The organism is Streptococcus sp. 4886, assembly GCF_013276485.1.
Taxonomy (GTDB): Bacteria; Bacillota; Bacilli; order Lactobacillales; family Streptococcaceae; genus Streptococcus.
On the sequence record NZ_VMLD01000020.1, the window covers coordinates 1 to 18,394 of the forward strand.

At 41.8% G+C, this 18,394-nt stretch carries 15 protein-coding genes and 1 pseudogene; 15 read left to right on the plus strand and 1 reads right to left on the minus strand.

Annotated elements, in window-relative coordinates; translation table 11 throughout:
- The 9 genes and pseudogenes from tnpA to HT679_RS09045 all read left to right on the plus strand — a co-directional run.
- Positions 1-199: pseudogene (gene tnpA, locus HT679_RS09005) on the plus strand (IS200/IS605-like element ISSsu4 family transposase); the annotation flags it as partial.
- A 200-nt stretch (positions 200-399) separates the two neighbouring features.
- On the plus strand, positions 400-990 hold the full coding sequence (locus HT679_RS09010) for a class I SAM-dependent methyltransferase (RefSeq protein WP_080551624.1): 591 nt from the start codon (positions 400-402) through the stop codon (positions 988-990).
- The gene (locus HT679_RS09015; protein WP_173214229.1) at positions 987-2,264 is read left to right on the plus strand and encodes a pyrimidine-nucleoside phosphorylase; all 1,278 of its coding nucleotides are present in this window, start codon (positions 987-989) and stop codon (positions 2,262-2,264) included. Before HT679_RS09010 ends, HT679_RS09015 begins: the two co-directional genes overlap by 4 nt.
- 19 nt (positions 2,265-2,283) lie before the next feature.
- Entirely contained in the window at positions 2,284-2,946 is a 663-nt protein-coding gene (gene deoC, locus HT679_RS09020) for a deoxyribose-phosphate aldolase (RefSeq protein WP_173214231.1), read from the plus strand.
- Complete coding sequence (locus tag HT679_RS09025; RefSeq protein ID WP_173214233.1) at positions 2,933-3,322, plus strand: cytidine deaminase; 390 nt, start codon at positions 2,933-2,935, stop codon at positions 3,320-3,322. Before deoC ends, HT679_RS09025 begins: the two co-directional genes overlap by 14 nt.
- An 89-nt stretch (positions 3,323-3,411) precedes the next feature.
- On the plus strand, positions 3,412-4,464 hold the full coding sequence (locus HT679_RS09030) for a BMP family protein (RefSeq protein ID WP_173214235.1): 1,053 nt from the start codon (positions 3,412-3,414) through the stop codon (positions 4,462-4,464).
- A 142-nt stretch (positions 4,465-4,606) separates the two neighbouring features.
- A complete protein-coding gene (locus HT679_RS09035) occupies positions 4,607-6,142 on the plus strand; it encodes an ABC transporter ATP-binding protein (protein ID WP_000929815.1) in 1,536 nt (511 codons plus the stop codon).
- Positions 6,135-7,193, plus strand: coding sequence for an ABC transporter permease (locus HT679_RS09040; protein ID WP_173214236.1), 1,059 nt, complete (start codon positions 6,135-6,137; stop codon positions 7,191-7,193). The genes HT679_RS09035 and HT679_RS09040 overlap by 8 nt, the downstream gene beginning before the upstream one ends.
- A gap of 2 nt (positions 7,194-7,195) precedes the next feature.
- Positions 7,196-8,152 carry an ABC transporter permease gene (locus HT679_RS09045; RefSeq protein ID WP_173214237.1) on the plus strand — a complete coding sequence of 319 codons (957 nt, stop codon included), beginning with the start codon at positions 7,196-7,198 and terminating at the stop codon, positions 8,150-8,152.
- 39 nt (positions 8,153-8,191) lie between these two features.
- Here HT679_RS09045 and plsY read toward each other — a convergent pair whose 3' ends face one another.
- Positions 8,192-8,833: a glycerol-3-phosphate 1-O-acyltransferase PlsY gene (plsY, locus tag HT679_RS09050; RefSeq protein ID WP_173214238.1), complete on the minus strand. Its 642-nt coding sequence runs from the start codon at positions 8,831-8,833 to the stop codon at positions 8,192-8,194.
- Positions 8,834-8,968: 135 nt separating this feature from the next.
- Between plsY and parE the strand changes: the two genes are divergently transcribed.
- The 6 genes from parE (at position 8,969) to HT679_RS09080 (ending at position 18,332) form a co-directional block, all read left to right on the plus strand.
- Complete coding sequence (gene parE, locus HT679_RS09055) at positions 8,969-10,912, plus strand: DNA topoisomerase IV subunit B (protein ID WP_173214239.1); 1,944 nt, start codon at positions 8,969-8,971, stop codon at positions 10,910-10,912.
- A gap of 27 nt (positions 10,913-10,939) precedes the next feature.
- Positions 10,940-11,767 carry an aminoglycoside 6-adenylyltransferase gene (locus HT679_RS09060; RefSeq protein ID WP_173214240.1) on the plus strand — a complete coding sequence of 276 codons (828 nt, stop codon included), beginning with the start codon at positions 10,940-10,942 and terminating at the stop codon, positions 11,765-11,767.
- Positions 11,768-11,796: 29 nt separating this feature from the next.
- On the plus strand, positions 11,797-12,357 hold the full coding sequence (locus HT679_RS09065; protein ID WP_057487181.1) for a GTP pyrophosphokinase: 561 nt from the start codon (positions 11,797-11,799) through the stop codon (positions 12,355-12,357).
- Positions 12,358-12,713: 356 nt separating this feature from the next.
- Complete coding sequence (gene parC / locus HT679_RS09070; RefSeq protein ID WP_173214241.1) at positions 12,714-15,185, plus strand: DNA topoisomerase IV subunit A; 2,472 nt, start codon at positions 12,714-12,716, stop codon at positions 15,183-15,185.
- A gap of 134 nt (positions 15,186-15,319) precedes the next feature.
- Positions 15,320-16,342, plus strand: coding sequence for a branched-chain amino acid aminotransferase (locus HT679_RS09075; RefSeq protein WP_000219004.1), 1,023 nt, complete (start codon positions 15,320-15,322; stop codon positions 16,340-16,342).
- A gap of 22 nt (positions 16,343-16,364) precedes the next feature.
- Positions 16,365-18,332: a peptide ABC transporter substrate-binding protein gene (locus tag HT679_RS09080; protein ID WP_000837384.1), complete on the plus strand. Its 1,968-nt coding sequence runs from the start codon at positions 16,365-16,367 to the stop codon at positions 18,330-18,332.
- The last annotated feature ends 62 nt before the right edge of the window (positions 18,333-18,394 follow it).

Genomic DNA, 18,394 nt, shown 5'->3' on the forward strand with positions numbered 1-18,394 from the left:
GATGTTTGACAAACACGCCAATCTCAAGTACAAGTTTGGGAATAGGCATTTCTGGGCGGAAGGTTATTATGTAAGTACAGTAGGGCTTAATGAAGCCACAATTAAGAAATATATCCAAGAACAGGAAAAACATGATATAGCACTAGATAAATTGAGTGTAAAAGAATATGAGGATCCCTTTAGGGATAGTGGTAAGTAATACTAAAGCCTCTTTGAGAGGCAAGTGACGAGTCAAGAGCAATAAGGCTTGAACAACGTGAAAGCCAGCGTCTTTAGGCGCTGGCTGGTAATTTGGGCTTATAGCCCTGGTTCAAACCACCCGTCAAACGGGTGGTTATGATTTTATTCTGGATATGTAAACGATTTACAATTTAAGTCAAATTATGGTAAAATAGTTTCATGAGTAAAATGTATTATGCAGAGAATCCTGACGCTGCTCACGATATTCATGAGCTGAGAGTGGAGTTGTTGGGAGAAAAAATGACCTTTTTAACGGATGCGGGTGTTTTTAGCAAGAAAATGATTGACTTTGGAAGTCAACTCTTGCTCAAGTGTCTGGAGGTCAACCAAGGAGAGACAGTCCTAGATGTAGGCTGTGGTTACGGACCTTTGGGCTTGTCTTTAGCTAAGGCTTATGGAGTTCAGGCGACCATGGTTGATATCAATAATCGTGCCTTGGATTTGGCGCGACAAAATGCTGAACGAAATAAAGTAGAAGCGACGATTTTCCAGTCCAACATCTATGAACAAGTTGAAGGCACATTTGACCATGTTATTTCAAATCCTCCTATCCGTGCAGGCAAGCAAGTGGTTCACGAAATCATTGAGAAAAGTAAAGATTTCTTGGAAACTGGTGGAGATTTGACCATCGTCATCCAGAAAAAACAAGGGGCTCCAAGTGCTAAGTCCAAGATGGAGGATGTGTTTGGTAATTGTGAAATCCTTAAAAAAGACAAGGGATACTATATCCTTAGAAGTGTGAAAGAATGAGAGCAGTTGATTTAATCCAAAAGAAACGAGATGGTCAAGAACTGACTTCGAGTGAAATTGAATGGCTGGTAGAAGGCTATGTGTCAGGAACGGTTCCTGATTATCAGATGTCTGCCTTTGCTATGGCTGTTTATTTTAAAGGAATGACGACACGAGAAATCTCTGACCTAACTATGAAGATGGTCAAGACAGGTCAAGAGTTTGATTTATCCGCTATTGATGGGGTTAAGGTTGACAAGCATTCTACGGGTGGTGTTGGTGACAAGGTGACCTTGATTTTAGCTCCTCTTGTTGCTAGCTTCGGTGTACCTGTGGCAAAAATGAGTGGTCGTGGTCTCGGCCATACTGGTGGAACAATTGATAAATTGGAGTCCATTAAGGGCTATCAAGTAGAACGTAGTCAAGAGGATTTTATTCGTCAGGTTCAGGATATTGGAGTATCTGTCATTGGGCAATCAGACCAGCTTGTCAAAGCAGATAAGCTTCTCTACGCCCTCCGTGATGTAACCGCAACTGTCGACACGATTCCTTTGATTGCGAGTTCGGTGATGAGCAAGAAAATCGCGGCAGGGGCGGATGCTATTTTGCTAGACGTAACTGTCGGAGAGGGTGCCTTTATGAAGACGGTTGATGAAGCGCGCGAATTGGCTCAAACTATGGTGGAACTTGGTAAGGCAGTTGGTAGAAAAACGGTAGCAGTGATTACGGATATGAGCCAGCCTTTAGGGCGTGCTATTGGAAATCGTCTGGAGATCCTTGAAGCATTGGAAATTTTACAAGGTCAAGGACGTCAGGATATTACCCACTTTATCTGTGAATTGGCTCAAATTATGCTTGGCCTGGCAAATATAAATAAAACAGTTGAAGAAGTTCGACAACATCTTGAAAATGGCCAAGCGCTGGCTAAGTTTGAGGAGATGGTCCAAGCCCAAGGTGGGGACTTGGAAGACCTCTACCGTCCTGTCAATGTTGCCCATGTGGTGGAAATACCTGCTCAGGAAACGGGTGTCATTTCAGCCCTTCCAGCAATGGAATTTGGGCTTTATGCTATGAGACTGGGGGCAGGCCGTGCAGTCAAGTCTGATGCCTTGGACTATGAAACAGGAATTGTTTTTGAAAAGAAAGTTGGAGATTCCGTTCAAACGGGAGAAATTGTTGCAAAAGTATACACAAATGGAAAAATTTCTCCTCAGCTAGTTACAGATTTTCAAAAATATGTTAAAATAAATGATAGGGTGCAAAGTTTACGAGAAATTATAGAAATTATCTCATAAACCGCAGGAGAATCCGAATATGAAATTAAATAAATATATCGATCATACGCTTTTAAAACAAGATGCAACAGAAAATCAAATTGATTGTTTGTTGTCTGAGGCTAGAGAGTATGATTTTGCCAGTGTTTGCGTCAATCCAATCTGGGTTGAACATGCTAAAAAAGGGCTTGAAGGCACAGATGTCAAGGTCTGCACAGTAGTAGGTTTCCCCTTGGGAGCAACAACTTCAGCCGTGAAAGTTTTTGAAACAAAAGAAGCTATTCAAAATGGTGCAGATGAGATTGATATGGTGATCAATGTTGGAGCTCTCAAATCAGGTAATCTTGATTTGATTGAATCGGACATCCGTGCTGTTGTAGAAGCAAGTGGTGACAAGTTAGTGAAAGTCATTATTGAAGCGTGCCTGCTGACAGACCAAGAAAAAGTTGTGGCTTGCCAATTGGCTCAAAAAGCGGGAGCTGATTTTGTGAAAACATCTACTGGTTTTTCAACTGGTGGTGCTACAGTAGCAGATGTTCAATTAATGCGTGAAACAGTTGGACCTGATATGGGAGTCAAGGCTGCTGGTGGAGCTCGTTCTTATGCAGATGCTCTTGCCTTTGTTGAAGCAGGGGCGACCCGTATCGGAACGTCAGCTGGGGTAGCCATTTTAAAAGGAGAATTGGCAGATGGCGACTACTGAGTTGATTGAACTGGCAATTGAAACCAGCAAGAAAGCCTATGTACCCTATTCTCACTTTCCAGTCAGTGCTGTTCTAGTGGCAAAAGATGGTAGTATTTATACAGGTGTCAATATTGAGAATGCCAGTTATTCTTTGACTAACTGTGGAGAACGTACAGCGATTTTTAAAGCAGTTTCTGAAGGTCAAAGAGAGTTTTCAGAATTGATTGTCTATGGACAGACTGAAAAACCGATTTCACCATGTGGTGCTTGTCGCCAAGTGATGGCTGAATTTTTTGAACAAGATCTAAAAGTGACCTTAGTCGCAAAAGATAAATCGACGGTCGAGATGACGGTCGGGGAATTACTTCCATACTCTTTTACAGACTTAAACTAGTCTGAGTCGCTCTCTGAGTGGCACGGTCCTTGTGGCCAACCAATCCATACTTGCAACATCGTTGCACATCTTATTTAGGAGGTTCAGTAATGAACAAGAAACAATGGCTAGGCCTTGGTCTAGTTGCAGTAGCAGCAGTTGGACTTGCTGCATGTGGTAACCGCTCTTCTCGTAACGCAGCTTCATCTTCTGATGTGAAGACAAAAGCAGCAATTGTCACTGATACTGGTGGTGTTGATGACAAATCATTCAACCAATCAGCTTGGGAAGGTTTGCAGGCTTGGGGTAAAGAACACAATCTTTCAAAAGATAAAGGTTTCACTTACTTCCAATCAACAAGTGAAGCTGACTACGCTAACAACTTGCAACAAGCGGCTGGAAGTTACAACCTAATCTTCGGTGTTGGTTTTGCCCTTCACAATGCGGTTGAAGAAGCAGCTAAAGAACATTCTGACTTGAACTATGTCTTGATTGATGATGTGATTAAAGATCAAAAGAATGTTGCGAGCGTAACTTTCGCTGATAATGAGTCAGGTTACCTTGCAGGTGTAGCTGCAGCCAAAACAACTAAAACAAAACAAGTTGGTTTTGTAGGTGGACAGGAGTCAGAAGTTATCTCTCGTTTTGAAGCAGGATTCAAGGCTGGTGTTGCGTCAGTAGACCCATCTATCAAAGTACAAGTTGACTATGCTGGTTCATTTGGTGATGCCGCTAAAGGTAAAACAATTGCAGCAGCACAATACGCAGCTGGTGCAGATATTGTTTACCAAGTAGCTGGTGGTACAGGTGCAGGTGTCTTTGCAGAAGCAAAATCACTCAACGAAAGCCGTCCTGAAAATGAAAAAGTTTGGGTTATCGGTGTTGACCGTGACCAAGAAGCAGAAGGTAAATACACTTCTAAAGATGGCAAAGAATCAAACTTTGTTCTTGCATCTACTTTGAAACAAGTTGGTACAACTGTAAAAGATATTTCTAACAAGGCAGAAAAAGGTGAATTCCCTGGCGGTCAAGTGATCGTTTACTCATTGAAAGATAAAGGGGTTGATTTGGTAACAACTAACCTTTCTGAAGAAGGTAAAAAAGCCGTTGAAGATGCAAAAGCTAAAATCCTTGATGGAAGCGTAAAAGTTCCTGCAAAATAATGGATGGAAGTTATTTCTTAGGAAGCGGCCATCGGCCGCTTTTTAAGAGTTGAGACAAAGTCATTTTGTCTCAGTAAAGCTTGCTACTAGACAAACTAGCAAGTTTTATTGAAATAAAATAAGACTCTGAAAGGAAGAGCACATGGCACACGAAAATGTCATTGAGATGCGTGATATTACCAAGGTGTTTGGTGAATTTGTTGCCAACGACAAAATCAACCTGCACCTACGAAAAGGTGAAATTCATGCACTTTTAGGAGAAAATGGGGCTGGTAAGTCTACGCTCATGAACATGTTAGCAGGGCTTCTTGAACCAACTAGTGGTGAAATCGCGGTCAACGGTCAAGTTGTCAACCTCGACTCCCCATCTAAAGCAGCTGGCTTGGGAATCGGAATGGTTCACCAGCACTTTATGTTGGTAGAGGCTTTCACGGTGGCTGAAAACATTATTTTAGGAAGTGAATTGACTAAAAATGGTGTGCTAGATATCGCTGGAGCTAGCAAAGAAATAAAGGCTCTTTCTGAACGTTATGGCTTAGCTGTGGACCCTTCTGCCAAGGTGGCAGACATCTCAGTTGGAGCCCAACAACGTGTAGAAATTTTAAAAACCCTTTATCGGGGAGCTGATATTCTTATCTTTGACGAACCAACGGCTGTTTTGACTCCATCAGAAATTGAGGAGTTGATGGCTATTATGAAAAATCTTGTTAAAGAAGGAAAATCAATTATCTTGATTACCCACAAGTTGGACGAGATTCGCGCAGTTTCTGACCGCGTTACAGTTATCCGTCGTGGGAAATCAATTGAAACCGTCAAAATTGCAGGGGCTACTAATGCTGATTTGGCAGAAATGATGGTGGGACGTTCAGTTTCCTTTAAGACAGAGAAGCAGGCCTCTCAACCAAAAGAAGTGGTCTTGTCAATCAAAGATTTGGTGGTCAATGAAAACCGTGGTGTTCCAGCTGTTAAAAATCTGTCCTTGGATGTTCGTGCTGGAGAGATTGTTGGTATTGCAGGGATTGATGGAAATGGTCAGTCTGAACTGATTCAAGCCATCACAGGTCTTCGTAAGGTTGAATCTGGTAGCATTGAGCTAAAAGGAGATTCAATTGTAGGCTTGCACCCACGACAAATTACAGAGTTGAGTGTTGGGCACGTTCCAGAAGACCGTCACCGTGATGGCTTGATTTTGGAAATGATGATTTCTGAAAATATTGCCCTTCAAACCTACTATAAAGAACCACATAGTAAAAATGGGATTTTGAACTATTCAAATATTACTTCTTATGCTAAAAAGTTAATGGAAGAGTTTGATGTTCGTGCTGCCAGTGAATTGGTTCCTGCAGCGGCACTCTCAGGAGGAAATCAACAAAAAGCAATTATTGCTCGTGAAATTGATCGAGATCCTGATCTCCTTATCGTCAGCCAGCCAACTCGTGGTTTGGATGTCGGTGCCATTGAATATATCCACAAACGCTTGATTGAAGAGCGTGATAATGGGAAGGCTGTCCTTGTTGTCAGCTTTGAATTGGATGAGATTTTAAATGTCTCAGACCGCATTGCCGTTATCCATGATGGTAAGATTCAAGGTATTGTATCACCAGAAACAACCAATAAACAAGAACTTGGTGTCTTGATGGCTGGTGGAAACTTGGGAAAGGAGAAGAGTGATGTCTAAAAAATTACAACAAATTTCGGTTCCCTTGATTTCTGTCTTCCTAGGAATTTTACTTGGAGCCATTGTCATGTGGATCTTCGGTTATGATGCTATTTGGGGCTACGAAGAATTGTTCCATACAGCCTTTGGTAGCCTGCGTGGAATTGGAGAAATCTTCCGTGCTATGGGACCTTTGGTCTTGATTGGTCTTGGTTTTGCCGTTGCCAGTCGTGCAGGTTTCTTTAACGTCGGGCTTCCTGGTCAGGCTTTGGCTGGTTGGATTCTCAGTGGTTGGTTTGCCTTGTCGCATCCAGATATGCCACGTCCCTTGATGATTCTAGCAACCATCGTGATTGCCCTGATTGCTGGTGGGATTGTTGGAGCGATTCCGGGTATTCTTAGAGCCTATCTAGGGACGTCAGAGGTTATCGTAACCATCATGATGAACTACATTGTCTTGTATGTAGGAAATGCCTTTATCCATGCCTTTCCTAAAGACTTCATGCAAAGTACAGATTCGACCATTCGTGTTGGGGCTAATGCAACCTACCAGACCCCTTGGTTGGCTGAGTTGACTGGTAACTCACGGATGAATATCGGTATTTTCTTTGCTCTCATTGCCGTTGCAGTTATTTGGTTCATGCTCAAGAAAACAACTCTTGGTTTTGAAATCCGTGCAGTTGGTCTTAATCCACATGCTTCAGAATATGCTGGTATTTCTGCAAAACGGACTATTATCCTATCAATGATTATTTCAGGTGCTTTGGCAGGTCTTGGTGGAGCTGTTGAAGGACTTGGAACCTTCCAGAACGTCTATGTTCAGGGGGCGTCATTGGCTGTTGGATTTAACGGGATGGCAGTTAGTCTGCTTGCAGCCAACTCACCAATTGGTATTCTCTTTGCAGCCTTCCTATTTGGTGTTCTCCAAGTTGGAGCCCCTGGTATGAATGCGGCGCAGGTACCGTCTGAGCTTGTCAGCATTGTAACAGCGTCTATTATCTTCTTTGTCAGTGTTCATTACCTTATCGAACGCTTTGTCAAACCGAAAAAACAAGTTAAAGGAGGTAAGTAAAGATGTCTATTACAACCTTGCTCACCCTCTTGGTGTCTTCTATGCTGATTTACTCAGCACCCCTCATCTTTACAAGTATCGGTGGTGTTTTCTCTGAACGTGGTGGTGTCGTAAACGTCGGCCTTGAAGGAATTATGGTTATGGGTGCCTTTTCTGGAGTTGTCTTTAACCTTGAATTTGCAGAACAATTTGGAGTAGCAACTCCATGGCTATCCTTGCTTGTAGCGGGATTGGTTGGTGGTCTCTTTTCTATCATTCACGCAGCTGCGACGGTGCATTTCCGTGCAGACCATGTTGTCAGCGGTACGGTATTGAACTTGATGGCGCCAGCCTTGGCTGTTTTCTTAGTGAAAGTTCTTTATAACAAAGGACAAACCGACAACCTAAGTCAGACTTTTGGACGCTTTGATTTCCCAGTCTTAGCTAATATCCCAGTGATTGGTGATATCTTCTTCAAATCAACAAGTCTGCTAGGTTATATCGCGATTGCCTTCTCATTCCTTGCTTGGTTTATCCTCTTCAAGACTCGATTTGGTCTTCGTCTCCGCTCTGTCGGTGAACACCCTCAAGCAGCGGATACTTTGGGAATCAATGTCTACAAGATGAGATATTTAGGGGTTATTATTTCAGGTTTCTTGGGTGGAATTGGGGGAGCGATTTATGCTCAATCCATTTCAGTTAACTTCTCAGTGACAACTATTGTTGGACCTGGATTTATCGCTCTTGCTGCGATGATTTTCGGGAAATGGAATCCAATCGGAGCCATGCTATCTAGTCTCTTCTTTGGACTTTCACAAAGTTTGGCTGTTATCGGTTCTCAATTGCCGTTCCTACAAGGAGTGCCTACGGTTTATCTTCAAATCGCACCTTATGTTTTAACAATTCTTGTCTTGGCAGCATTCTTTGGAAAAGCAGTTGCACCAAAAGCAGATGGTATCAACTATATCAAATCAAAATAAGCATACAAAAAACGTCAGTACATGAATTGAACTGGCGTTTTATTTTTTAGGATGTTGGTGGGTCAAGTTTAATCCCCAAGGAACAAGATTTTCAGTCTTATTCTGGATACGTGTGATATTATCCTTATGCCGAATGATAATCAAGCTAGCAAGTGCTAGGATAATAGCGATGAAAAGGGGGTCATAGTTACTCAGGATAAAACCAAAAAGTGGAAAGAGTAGAACACCGATAACAGCTGCGATAGATGCTGTGACACTAGATAGTGAAATCATACTACCAAGATAGAGGGTTCCAAAGAAAACAACTGCAAGGTAGAGACAGAAGACAGGCGCAAATCCGAAAATCACTCCAGCACTAGTTGCGACAGCCTTGCCTCCCTTAAATCCTGCAAAGATAGGGAAGGTATGGCCAATGACAGCTAAAAGTCCAAAGATGAGAGGCGAAACGCCTTGTAGATGAAACATAATTGGAAGTAGCGTTGCTAGGGTTCCTTTGAAAAAGTCAATCACAAAGGTTGCCATACCCGCTTTCTTACCTAAAATGCGGAAGGTATTGGTCGTTCCAGTATTTCCAGAACCGTGTTCACGCAGATTTGTCTGAAAGAAAATTTGTCCAATCCAGAGACCAGACGGAATCGAACCCAGCAGATAGGCTAGGATTAATAAAACTATTGTAATCATACTCCTATTATATCATGAAATGGAGAAGAAAGGCAGAGAATCTCTGCTGAAATTGTCACACCGGAGAAAGAAAAATTTTGCAAAATCCTAGGAAAACCTGTAGAATAGTAAAGATGAACGAATAGGAGGTTCCTTGTGTCAAAAAAGGAAATCAATATTAACAATTATAATGATGATGCCATTCAGGTGCTAGAAGGGTTGGATGCGGTTCGAAAACGTCCGGGGATGTATATAGGATCGACCGATGGTGCTGGTCTCCACCACCTCGTCTGGGAAATCGTCGACAATGCAGTCGATGAGGCCTTGTCTGGATTTGGTGATCGTATTGATGTGACCATCAATAAAGATGGCAGTTTAACTGTGCAAGACCATGGACGTGGAATGCCAACTGGTATGCACGCTATGGGAATCCCAACAGTTGAGGTTATCTTTACCATTCTTCATGCCGGAGGGAAGTTCGGTCAGGGTGGCTACAAGACATCTGGTGGTCTCCACGGGGTGGGTTCTTCCGTTGTTAATGCACTTTCTAGCTGGTTAGAAGTAGAAATTACCCGTGATGGTGCAATCTATAAGCAACGTTTTGAAAATGGGGGAAAACCTGTCATGACCTTGAAGAAAATTGCTACAGCGCCTAAGTCTAAGACAGGTACCAAGGTTACATTTATGCCTGATGCGACCATCTTTTCTACGACAGACTTCAAGTACAATACCATTTCAGAACGCCTCAATGAGTCAGCCTTTCTCTTGAAAAATGTGACCTTGTCTTTGACGGACAAGCGTACAGATGAAGCGATTGAGTTCCACTATGAGAATGGGGTACAGGACTTTGTTTCTTATCTAAACGAAGACAAGGAAACCTTGACACCGGTTCTGTACTTTGAGGGGGAAGATAATGGTTTCCAAGTGGAAGTAGCTCTTCAGTACAATGATGGATTTTCAGATAACATCTTGTCCTTTGTCAATAACGTTCGCACCAAAGATGGTGGTACGCACGAGACAGGACTCAAGTCCGCTATTACCAAGGTTATGAACGACTACGCGCGTAAGACAGGTCTTCTCAAGGAAAAAGATAAAAACCTTGAAGGTTCAGACTATCGTGAGGGACTAGCGGCTGTTCTTTCTATCTTGGTTCCTGAAGAACACCTCCAGTTTGAAGGGCAGACCAAGGACAAGCTAGGAAGCCCTCTTGCTCGTCCCGTTGTGGATGGCATTGTGGCTGATAAGTTGACATTTTTCCTTATGGAAAATGGGGAACTAGCTTCTAACCTTATTCGCAAGGCTATCAAGGCGCGTGATGCTCGTGAAGCGGCTCGTAAGGCGCGTGATGAGAGCCGAAATGGGAAGAAAAACAAGAAGGACAAGGGCTTGCTGTCTGGTAAATTAACCCCAGCCCAGTCCAAAAATCCTTCTAAGAATGAACTCTATCTAGTCGAGGGGGATTCTGCCGGTGGTTCTGCTAAGCAAGGTCGTGACCGCAAGTTCCAGGCTATCTTGCCTCTTCGTGGTAAGGTTATCAATACAGCCAAGGCCAAGATGGCAGATATCCTCAAAAATGAAGAAATCAATACTATGATTTATACTATTGGCGCGGGTGTTGGGGCAGACTTCTCTATTGAAGATGCCAACTATGACAAGATTATTATCATGACCGATGCGGATACCGACGGTGCCCACATTCAAACACTTCTCTTAACCTTCTTTTACCGCTATATGCGTCCTCTTGTCGAGGCAGGACATGTCTATATCGCCCTTCCGCCTCTTTACAAGATGTCAAAAGGTAAAGGCAAGAAGGAAGAAGTAGCTTACGCATGGACGGACGGGGAACTAGAAGAACTCCGTAAACAGTTTGGTAAAGGTGCTACACTCCAACGTTATAAAGGTCTTGGTGAGATGAATGCGGATCAGCTCTGGGAAACAACCATGAACCCAGAAACCCGTACTCTTATCCGTGTCACTATCGAAGACCTAGCACGCGCCGAACGTCGTGTCAATGTCCTCATGGGCGACAAGGTCGAACCACGACGTAAGTGGATTGAGGATAATGTCAAGTTTACGTTGGAAGAAGCGACAGTGTTTTAAGTCACTTTTTAATGAATGGGTATCAACATGAGAACTGAAACAGAAATGCTAGATCTGATTTTACAGACTGCCAAAACTTTACAAGTCAAAGCTGTCGCCATGTCTGGTTCACGTACAAACCAAAAGGTTCAAACAGATGAATTTCAAGACTATGACGTGGTCTATGTAGTAGATGACATAGACAATCTAACGAGTGACCTTTCTTGGCTAGACCAGTTTGGGAAACGCATTATCGAGCAAGAGGTTGCTCTTGACCATCGTCGTCTCTACCTCATGCTCTTTGAAGATGGCAATCGTATCGATTTGACTCTTTGCCCTAAAGAATACATTCAAGAGTGGGTAGATAGCGAGTCGAAATTCATAGTTTTAGAAGATGAGAAGGGCTTGTTTGAGTCATATTCTCCCAGTCCAAAGCGTCACTGGATAACCCCAGCTACTGAAACGGATTTTAAAAATTCCTGTAATGAATTTTGGTGGGTGTCAGCCTACGTTGTCAAAGGGATTTGTAGGAATCAGCTCATCTATGCGACGGATCATCTCTATGGAATTTGCCAACAAGAATTGCTCAAGCTTTTAGCTTGGCAAGTGGCAGCAGATAAGGGAACGGTCGATGTTGGCAAGAATTACAAGTACATCTTTCACTATTTGCCTGCTGAGAAAGAGAAGGAGCTATCTAATCTTCTTGATTTCTCCAGTTTAGACAAAATCACTCAGTCTTTGTTTGCTACGATGAAATTTTTCCACCAAGAAGCTCAATCCCTTGCTCACAAGATGGGCTTTGACTATGAGAAGGAAGTGGCTGAGAAGATGATGAGATATGCTGAGGAAAGAGTGAAGAAGTTTGGGAATAACTAGAAAAATGAAAAAGCGAGAGGAGAAGACTTATGATTGAAAAAGTGGAACGCCTCATTACAGAGATTAATCGTATTCATCGAGAATATTCTAAAGATTATTTTGAAACGGGTAAGGTGGAAAAAATCAATCTCAAGCATACCTTTTCAAAAGTTCCGACTAAAGCGATTTTGGCCTACCGTCTGAATTTACATGAGTCAATTAATGACTATCTGATGAAAGCGGATGTCCAAGATATTGCCTATGTTTATCGTGTCAAAACTTCTGAGTCTATTTTAGATAAAATTACACGTTTTTCTGAGCGTCAAGAGGGCTATCCTGTGAATTCTATTCTTAATGATATTTTTGGTGCTCGTATGATTTTAAGTTCCAAAGAGATTGCTCAAGTCATGGATAAATTAGATGATTGGCAAGAGCTGTACGGACTAAAAAACTGGTATTTACGAGATAAAGATGGCTATGTCGGTATTCATATCTATTTTAAAAATAAAAGTAATTTTTACTACCCATGGGAACTCCAACTTTGGGATAAGAAAGATGTAGATAGTAATATCGCCAGCCATATCAAGTATAAACGAGGATTTGTGGAGTAGATATTTCAAGTGGAAATGACGATACAGGAATTTGGTGAAACTCACTTACTCTATATTTTTTCTTTTTCCATAAAAAATACACTACATTCTTCGAAAGGAGTTGAACACGCCTTAAATACTGTGTGAAAATTCCTTATTACTCACTGAAGAACATATTAAACTACAGAAAGGATAGTTTGGTTACTTATCGTAACTGAACATTGGACTAATCCTTTTATCATTACACATACTCTATATTCTTTGAAAGGAGTTGAACACGCCCTAAATGCTGTGTGAAAAAGATAAATTCTCTGGTGAGCATCGTTAACTGCAAGAAATTCCTATTTTCACTTGGTGTTTTACGGGCTTTATATCTTATGTCTAACATTCAAAATATGTCCCTGGAGGATATCATGGGAGAGCGCTTTGGTCGCTACTCCAAGTACATTATTCAAGACCGGGCTTTGCCAGATATTCGTGATGGCTTGAAGCCAGTTCAGCGCCGTATTCTTTATTCGATGAATAAGGATGGCAATACCTTTGACAAGAGCTACCGTAAGTCAGCCAAGTCTGTCGGTAACATCATGGGGAATTTCCACCCACACGGTGATTCTTCTATCTATGATGCCATGGTTCGTATGTCACAGGACTGGAAAAATCGTGAGATTCTAGTCGAAATGCACGGTAATAACGGTTCTATGGACGGAGATCCGCCTGCGGCTATGCGTTATACTGAGGCACGTTTGTCTGAGATTGCTGGCTATCTTCTTCAAGATATCGAGAAAAAGACTGTTCCTTTTGCATGGAACTTTGACGATACCGAGAAAGAACCGACAGTCTTACCAGCAGCCTTTCCAAACCTCTTGGTTAATGGTTCTACTGGTATTTCGGCTGGTTATGCCACAGATATTCCACCTCATAATTTAGCTGAGGTTATTGATGCGACGGTTTATATGATTGATCATCCAACTGCCAAGGTGGATAAACTCATGGAATTCTTGCCTGGACCAGACTTCCCGACTGGAGGGATTATCCAGGGTCGTGATGAAATCAAGAAGGCCTATGAAACTGGGAAAGGGCGCGTGGTTGTTCGTTCCAAGACTGAGATTGAAAAGTTAAAAGGTGGTAAGGAACAAATCGTTATCACTGAGATTCCTTATGAAATCAACAAGGCCAATCTAGTCAAGAAGATTGATGATGTTCGTGTCAATAATAAGGTGGCTGGAATTGCTGAGGTTCGTGATGAGTCTGACCGTGACGGTCTTCGAATCGCTATTGAGCTCAAAAAAGACGCTAATACTGAGCTCGTTCTTAACTATCTCTTCAAATACACCGACCTACAAATAAATTACAACTTTAACATGGTGGCGATTGACAATTTCACGCCTCGTCAGGTTGGGATTGTTCCAATCCTGTCTAGCTACATCGCTCACCGTCGAGAAGTGATTTTGGCGCGTTCCCGCTTTGACAAGGAAAAGGCTGAGAAGCGTCTCCATATTGTCGAAGGTTTGATTCGTGTGATTTCGATTTTGGACGAAGTCATTGCTCTTATCCGCGCTTCTGAGAATAAGGCTGACGCCAAGGAAAACCTTAAGGTCAGCTATGATTTTACAGAAGAACAGGCTGAGGCTATCGTAACCTTGCAACTGTACCGTTTGACCAATACAGACGTAGTTGTCTTGCAGGAGGAAGAAGCAGAACTTCGTGAGAAGATTGCTATGCTTGCGGCGATTATCGGGGATGAACGGACCATGTACAATCTTATGAAGAAAGAGCTTCGTGAGGTCAAGAAGAAATTTGCAACTCCGCGTTTGAGTACTTTAGAAGACACAGCAAAAGCAATTGAGATTGATACAGCTAGTCTTATCGCTGAGGAAGATACCTATGTCAGCGTGACCAAGGCAGGTTATATCAAGCGTACCAGCCCACGTTCCTTTGCGGCATCCACTCTGGAAGAAATTGGCAAACGTGATGACGATCGTTTGATTTTTGTTCAATCTGCCAAGACAACTCAACATCTCTTGATGTTCACGACGCTTGGAAATGTCATTTATCGACCAATCCATGAATTGGCAGATATTCGTTGGAAGGACATCGGAGAGCATCTGAGCCAGACCATTACAAACTTTGAAACTAACGAAGAAATCCTTTATGTGGAAGTCGTGGATCAGTTTGATGATGCGACAACTTATTTTGCAGCTACTCGTCTCGGTCAAATCAAGCGTGTAGAACGCAAAGAATTCACTCCATGGCGGACCTACAAGTCTAAGTCTGTCAAGTATGCTAAGCTCAAAGACGATACAGACCAGATTGTAGCAGTGGCTCCGATTAAACTAGATGATGTTCTTTTGATTAGCCAAAATGGTTATGCCCTACGTTTCAATATCGAAGAGGTTCCGGTTGTCGGTGCCAAGGCTGCAGGGGTCAAGGCTATGAACTTGAAAGAAGATGATGTTCTCCAGTCTGCCTTTATCTGTAATACATCATCTTTCTACCTCTTGACTCAGCGTGGAAGTTTGAAACGTGTTTCTATTGACGAAATTCCGGCAACCAGCCGTGCCAAACGAGGACTACAAGTCTTGCGTGAGTTGAAAAACAAACCGCACCGTGTCTTCTTGGCTGGTGCAGTTGCAGAACAAGGCTTTGTTGGTGATCTCTTCAGTACGGAAGTGGACGGGAACGATCAAACTTTGCTTATCCAATCTAATAAAGGAACAATCTATGAAAGCCGATTGCAAGACTTGAACTTGTCAGAACGCACTAGCAATGGAAGCTTCATTTCTGACACGATTTCAGATGAAGAAGTTTTTGACGCTTATCTTAAAGAAGTATTTACTGAAGCTAAATAAGTGAAATGAAGAATCAGTTCTAAGAGCTGGTTCTTTTTATTGAAGAAATTTTCTGAAAATTACAAAATATACTTGCTATTTTAGAAAAAAAGTGTAGAATATAAGAAATAGGTTTTTAGAATAAGGAGTGGAATATGACAGTAACGATTGATTGGGAAAACCTTGGTTTCTCCTATATGAAATTACCTTATCGCTATATTGCTCATTTTAAAAATGGACAATGGAATCAAGGAGAGCTTACAGAGGATGCAACTTTGCATATTTCAGAGTCTTCTCCAAGTCTCCACTATGGACAACAAGCATTTGAAGGTTTGAAAGCTTATCGTACTAAAGATGGCAGTGTTCAACTGTTCCGTCCTGATGAAAATGCCAAACGCCTGCAACGGACATGTGACCGTCTCTTGATGCCACAAGTTCCGACAGACATGTTTGTAGAAGCTTGTAAAGCAGTTGTCCGTGCGAATGAAGAATACGTACCACCATACGGAACAGGTGGAACCCTCTATCTTCGCCCTCTTTTGATTGGTGTCGGAGATATTATCGGGGTAAAACCAGCAGAGGAGTATATTTTTATTATCTTTACTATGCCAGTTGGAAATTACTTTAAGGGTGGTTTGGTCCCAACCAACTTCTTGATTCAGGATGAATACGACCGTGCAGCTCCAAATGGTACAGGTGCGGCAAAGGTTGGTGGAAACTATGCTGCCAGTCTTTTGCCAGGGAAATTGGCTAAATCGCGCCATTTCTCAGATGTTATCTACCTAGACCCTTCAACTCATACAAAGATTGAAGAAGTCGGATCAGCTAACTTCTTTGGAATCACAGCTGATAATGAATTTGTAACGCCATTGAGTCCATCTATCTTGCCATCTATTACCAAGTATTCCTTGCTTTATTTGGCAGAACATCGTTTGGGATTAACTCCTATTGAGGGTGATGTTCCAATTGATAACCTTGACCGTTTTGTAGAGGCAGGTGCCTGTGGTACAGCAGCGGTTATTTCTCCAATTGGAGGTATTCAGCACGGTGATGATTTCCATGTATTCTATAGTGAAACAGAAGTAGGACCTGTGACTCGTAAGCTCTATGATGAATTGACAGGAATTCAGTTTGGTGATATTCCAGCGCCAGAAGGTTGGATTGTAAAAGTAGATTAAAAATATATTAAAGGAGATTTTTATGAAATCGAAAAAGTGGATTTTAACAACAGGACTTATCCTAAGCACAACAGCTCTTTTAGCAGCCTGTGGAAAAGCTGATAAAGAAGCAGATGCTCCGACAACATTTTCTTATGTTTATGCAGTGGATCCAGCATCCTTGGACTACAGCATAGCAACGCGTACATCCACAACAGATATTATCGGGAATGTCGTTGATGGTTTGATGGAAAATGATAAATATGGTAATGTTATTCCTTCCTTGGCTGAGGATTGGTCTGTCTCAAAAGATGGATTGACTTATACCTATAAACTTCGTAAGGGAGTGAAATGGTACACATCAGAAGGCGAAGAATACGCAGAAGTGACAGCCCATGACTTTGTGACAGGACTAAAACACGTCGCTGATGGTAAGTCAGACGGTGTCTCTCTCATCCAAAATTCAATCAAAGGCTTGGACGCCTATATGACTGGTGAAACCAATGATTTCTCTACAGTTGGTGTTAAAGCTTTGGATGACTACACAGTTGAGTATACATTGAATGCGCCAGAAAGTTTCTGGAATTCAAAAGTTACAACAGCGACGATGTTGCCTGTAAATGAAGAGTTTTTGAAGGCATCAGGAAAGAATTACGGAGAGGTTAGCCCAGCAGGGATTCTCTACAATGGTCCTTATTTCTTAAAAACATTGACTTCTAAATCTTTGATTGAATATGAAAAAAATCCAAATTACTGGGATAAAGAAAATGTTAAAATCGAGAAGATTAAATTGACCTACTACGATGGTTCAGATCAGGAGTCTTTGATCCGTAGCTTCTCCTCTGGTGCTTATACGACAGCCCGTCTCTTCCCAAGCAGCTCAAACTTTGCTTCAACTTTGGAACAATACGGAGATAAAATCACTTATAGCCCACAGGACTCAAGTAGTTATTACTTTACTTTTAACGTAAATCGTCAGTCATACAATAAAACTGCGAAAACAAGTGAGGAGCAAAAGACTTCTACAAAAGAAGCGATGCTCAATAAGGATTTCCGTCAGGCTATCAACTTTGCCTTTAATCGTCATTCTTATGCTGCCCAGCTAAACGGTGAAGATGGTGCGGACAAGATTATTCGTAACAGCCTTGTTCCAGATAACTTCGTACAAGCAGGTGGTAAGAACTTTGGTCAAATCGCTCAAGCAGAGTTGGTGAACTATGGTGACCAATGGAAAGGTGTTGAGCTAGTTGACGGTAAGGATTCTATCTACAACCCTGACAAGGCTAAAGCTGCTTTCGAAAAAGCTAAGAAAGACTTGGAATCTAAAGGGGTAACCTTCCCAATTCACTTGGATGTCCCGGTTGAACAAACAGATACTATCGCCGTTCAACAAAGCAACTCTTTCAAACAGTCTATTGAATCAACTCTTGGTGCTGAAAATGTTGTCATCGATGTACTTCAAATGACAGATAATGAAAAAGAAACTATTACATCACAAGCGCGTGTTCCTTCTCAAAAAGACTATGATTTGAACAGTACAGGATGGGCTCCAAGCTATCAAGATCCAGCGTCTTACTTGAATATTATGGATCCAAAATCTGGTTCTGCCATGAAACACCTTGGTATTACGAAAGGAAAAGATAAGGATGTTGTCGCTAAACTTGGTTTGGATCAATATAAGAAATTGTTAGAAGATGCTGTTTCTGAGACCACTGACCTAGAGAAGAGATATGAAAAATATGCCAAAGCTCAAGCTTGGTTGACAGATAGTTCATTATTGATGCCAACAGCTTCATCTGGCGGTTCTCCAGTTGTAAGTAACGTAGTACCATTCTCAAAACCATACTCACAAGTTGGTATTAAGGGGGATCCATATATCTTTAAAGGAATGAGATTGCAAAAAGATATTGTTACAACAAAAGAATATGACGAAGCTCTTAAAAAATGGCAAAAAGAAAAATTGGAATCCAATAGCAAATACCAAAAAGAACTAGAAAAGCACATTAAATAAGGAATGGTATTGCTCTTGAGAAAATTTAAAAAATACTGTCATTTTGAATATAGAGGAGTTTG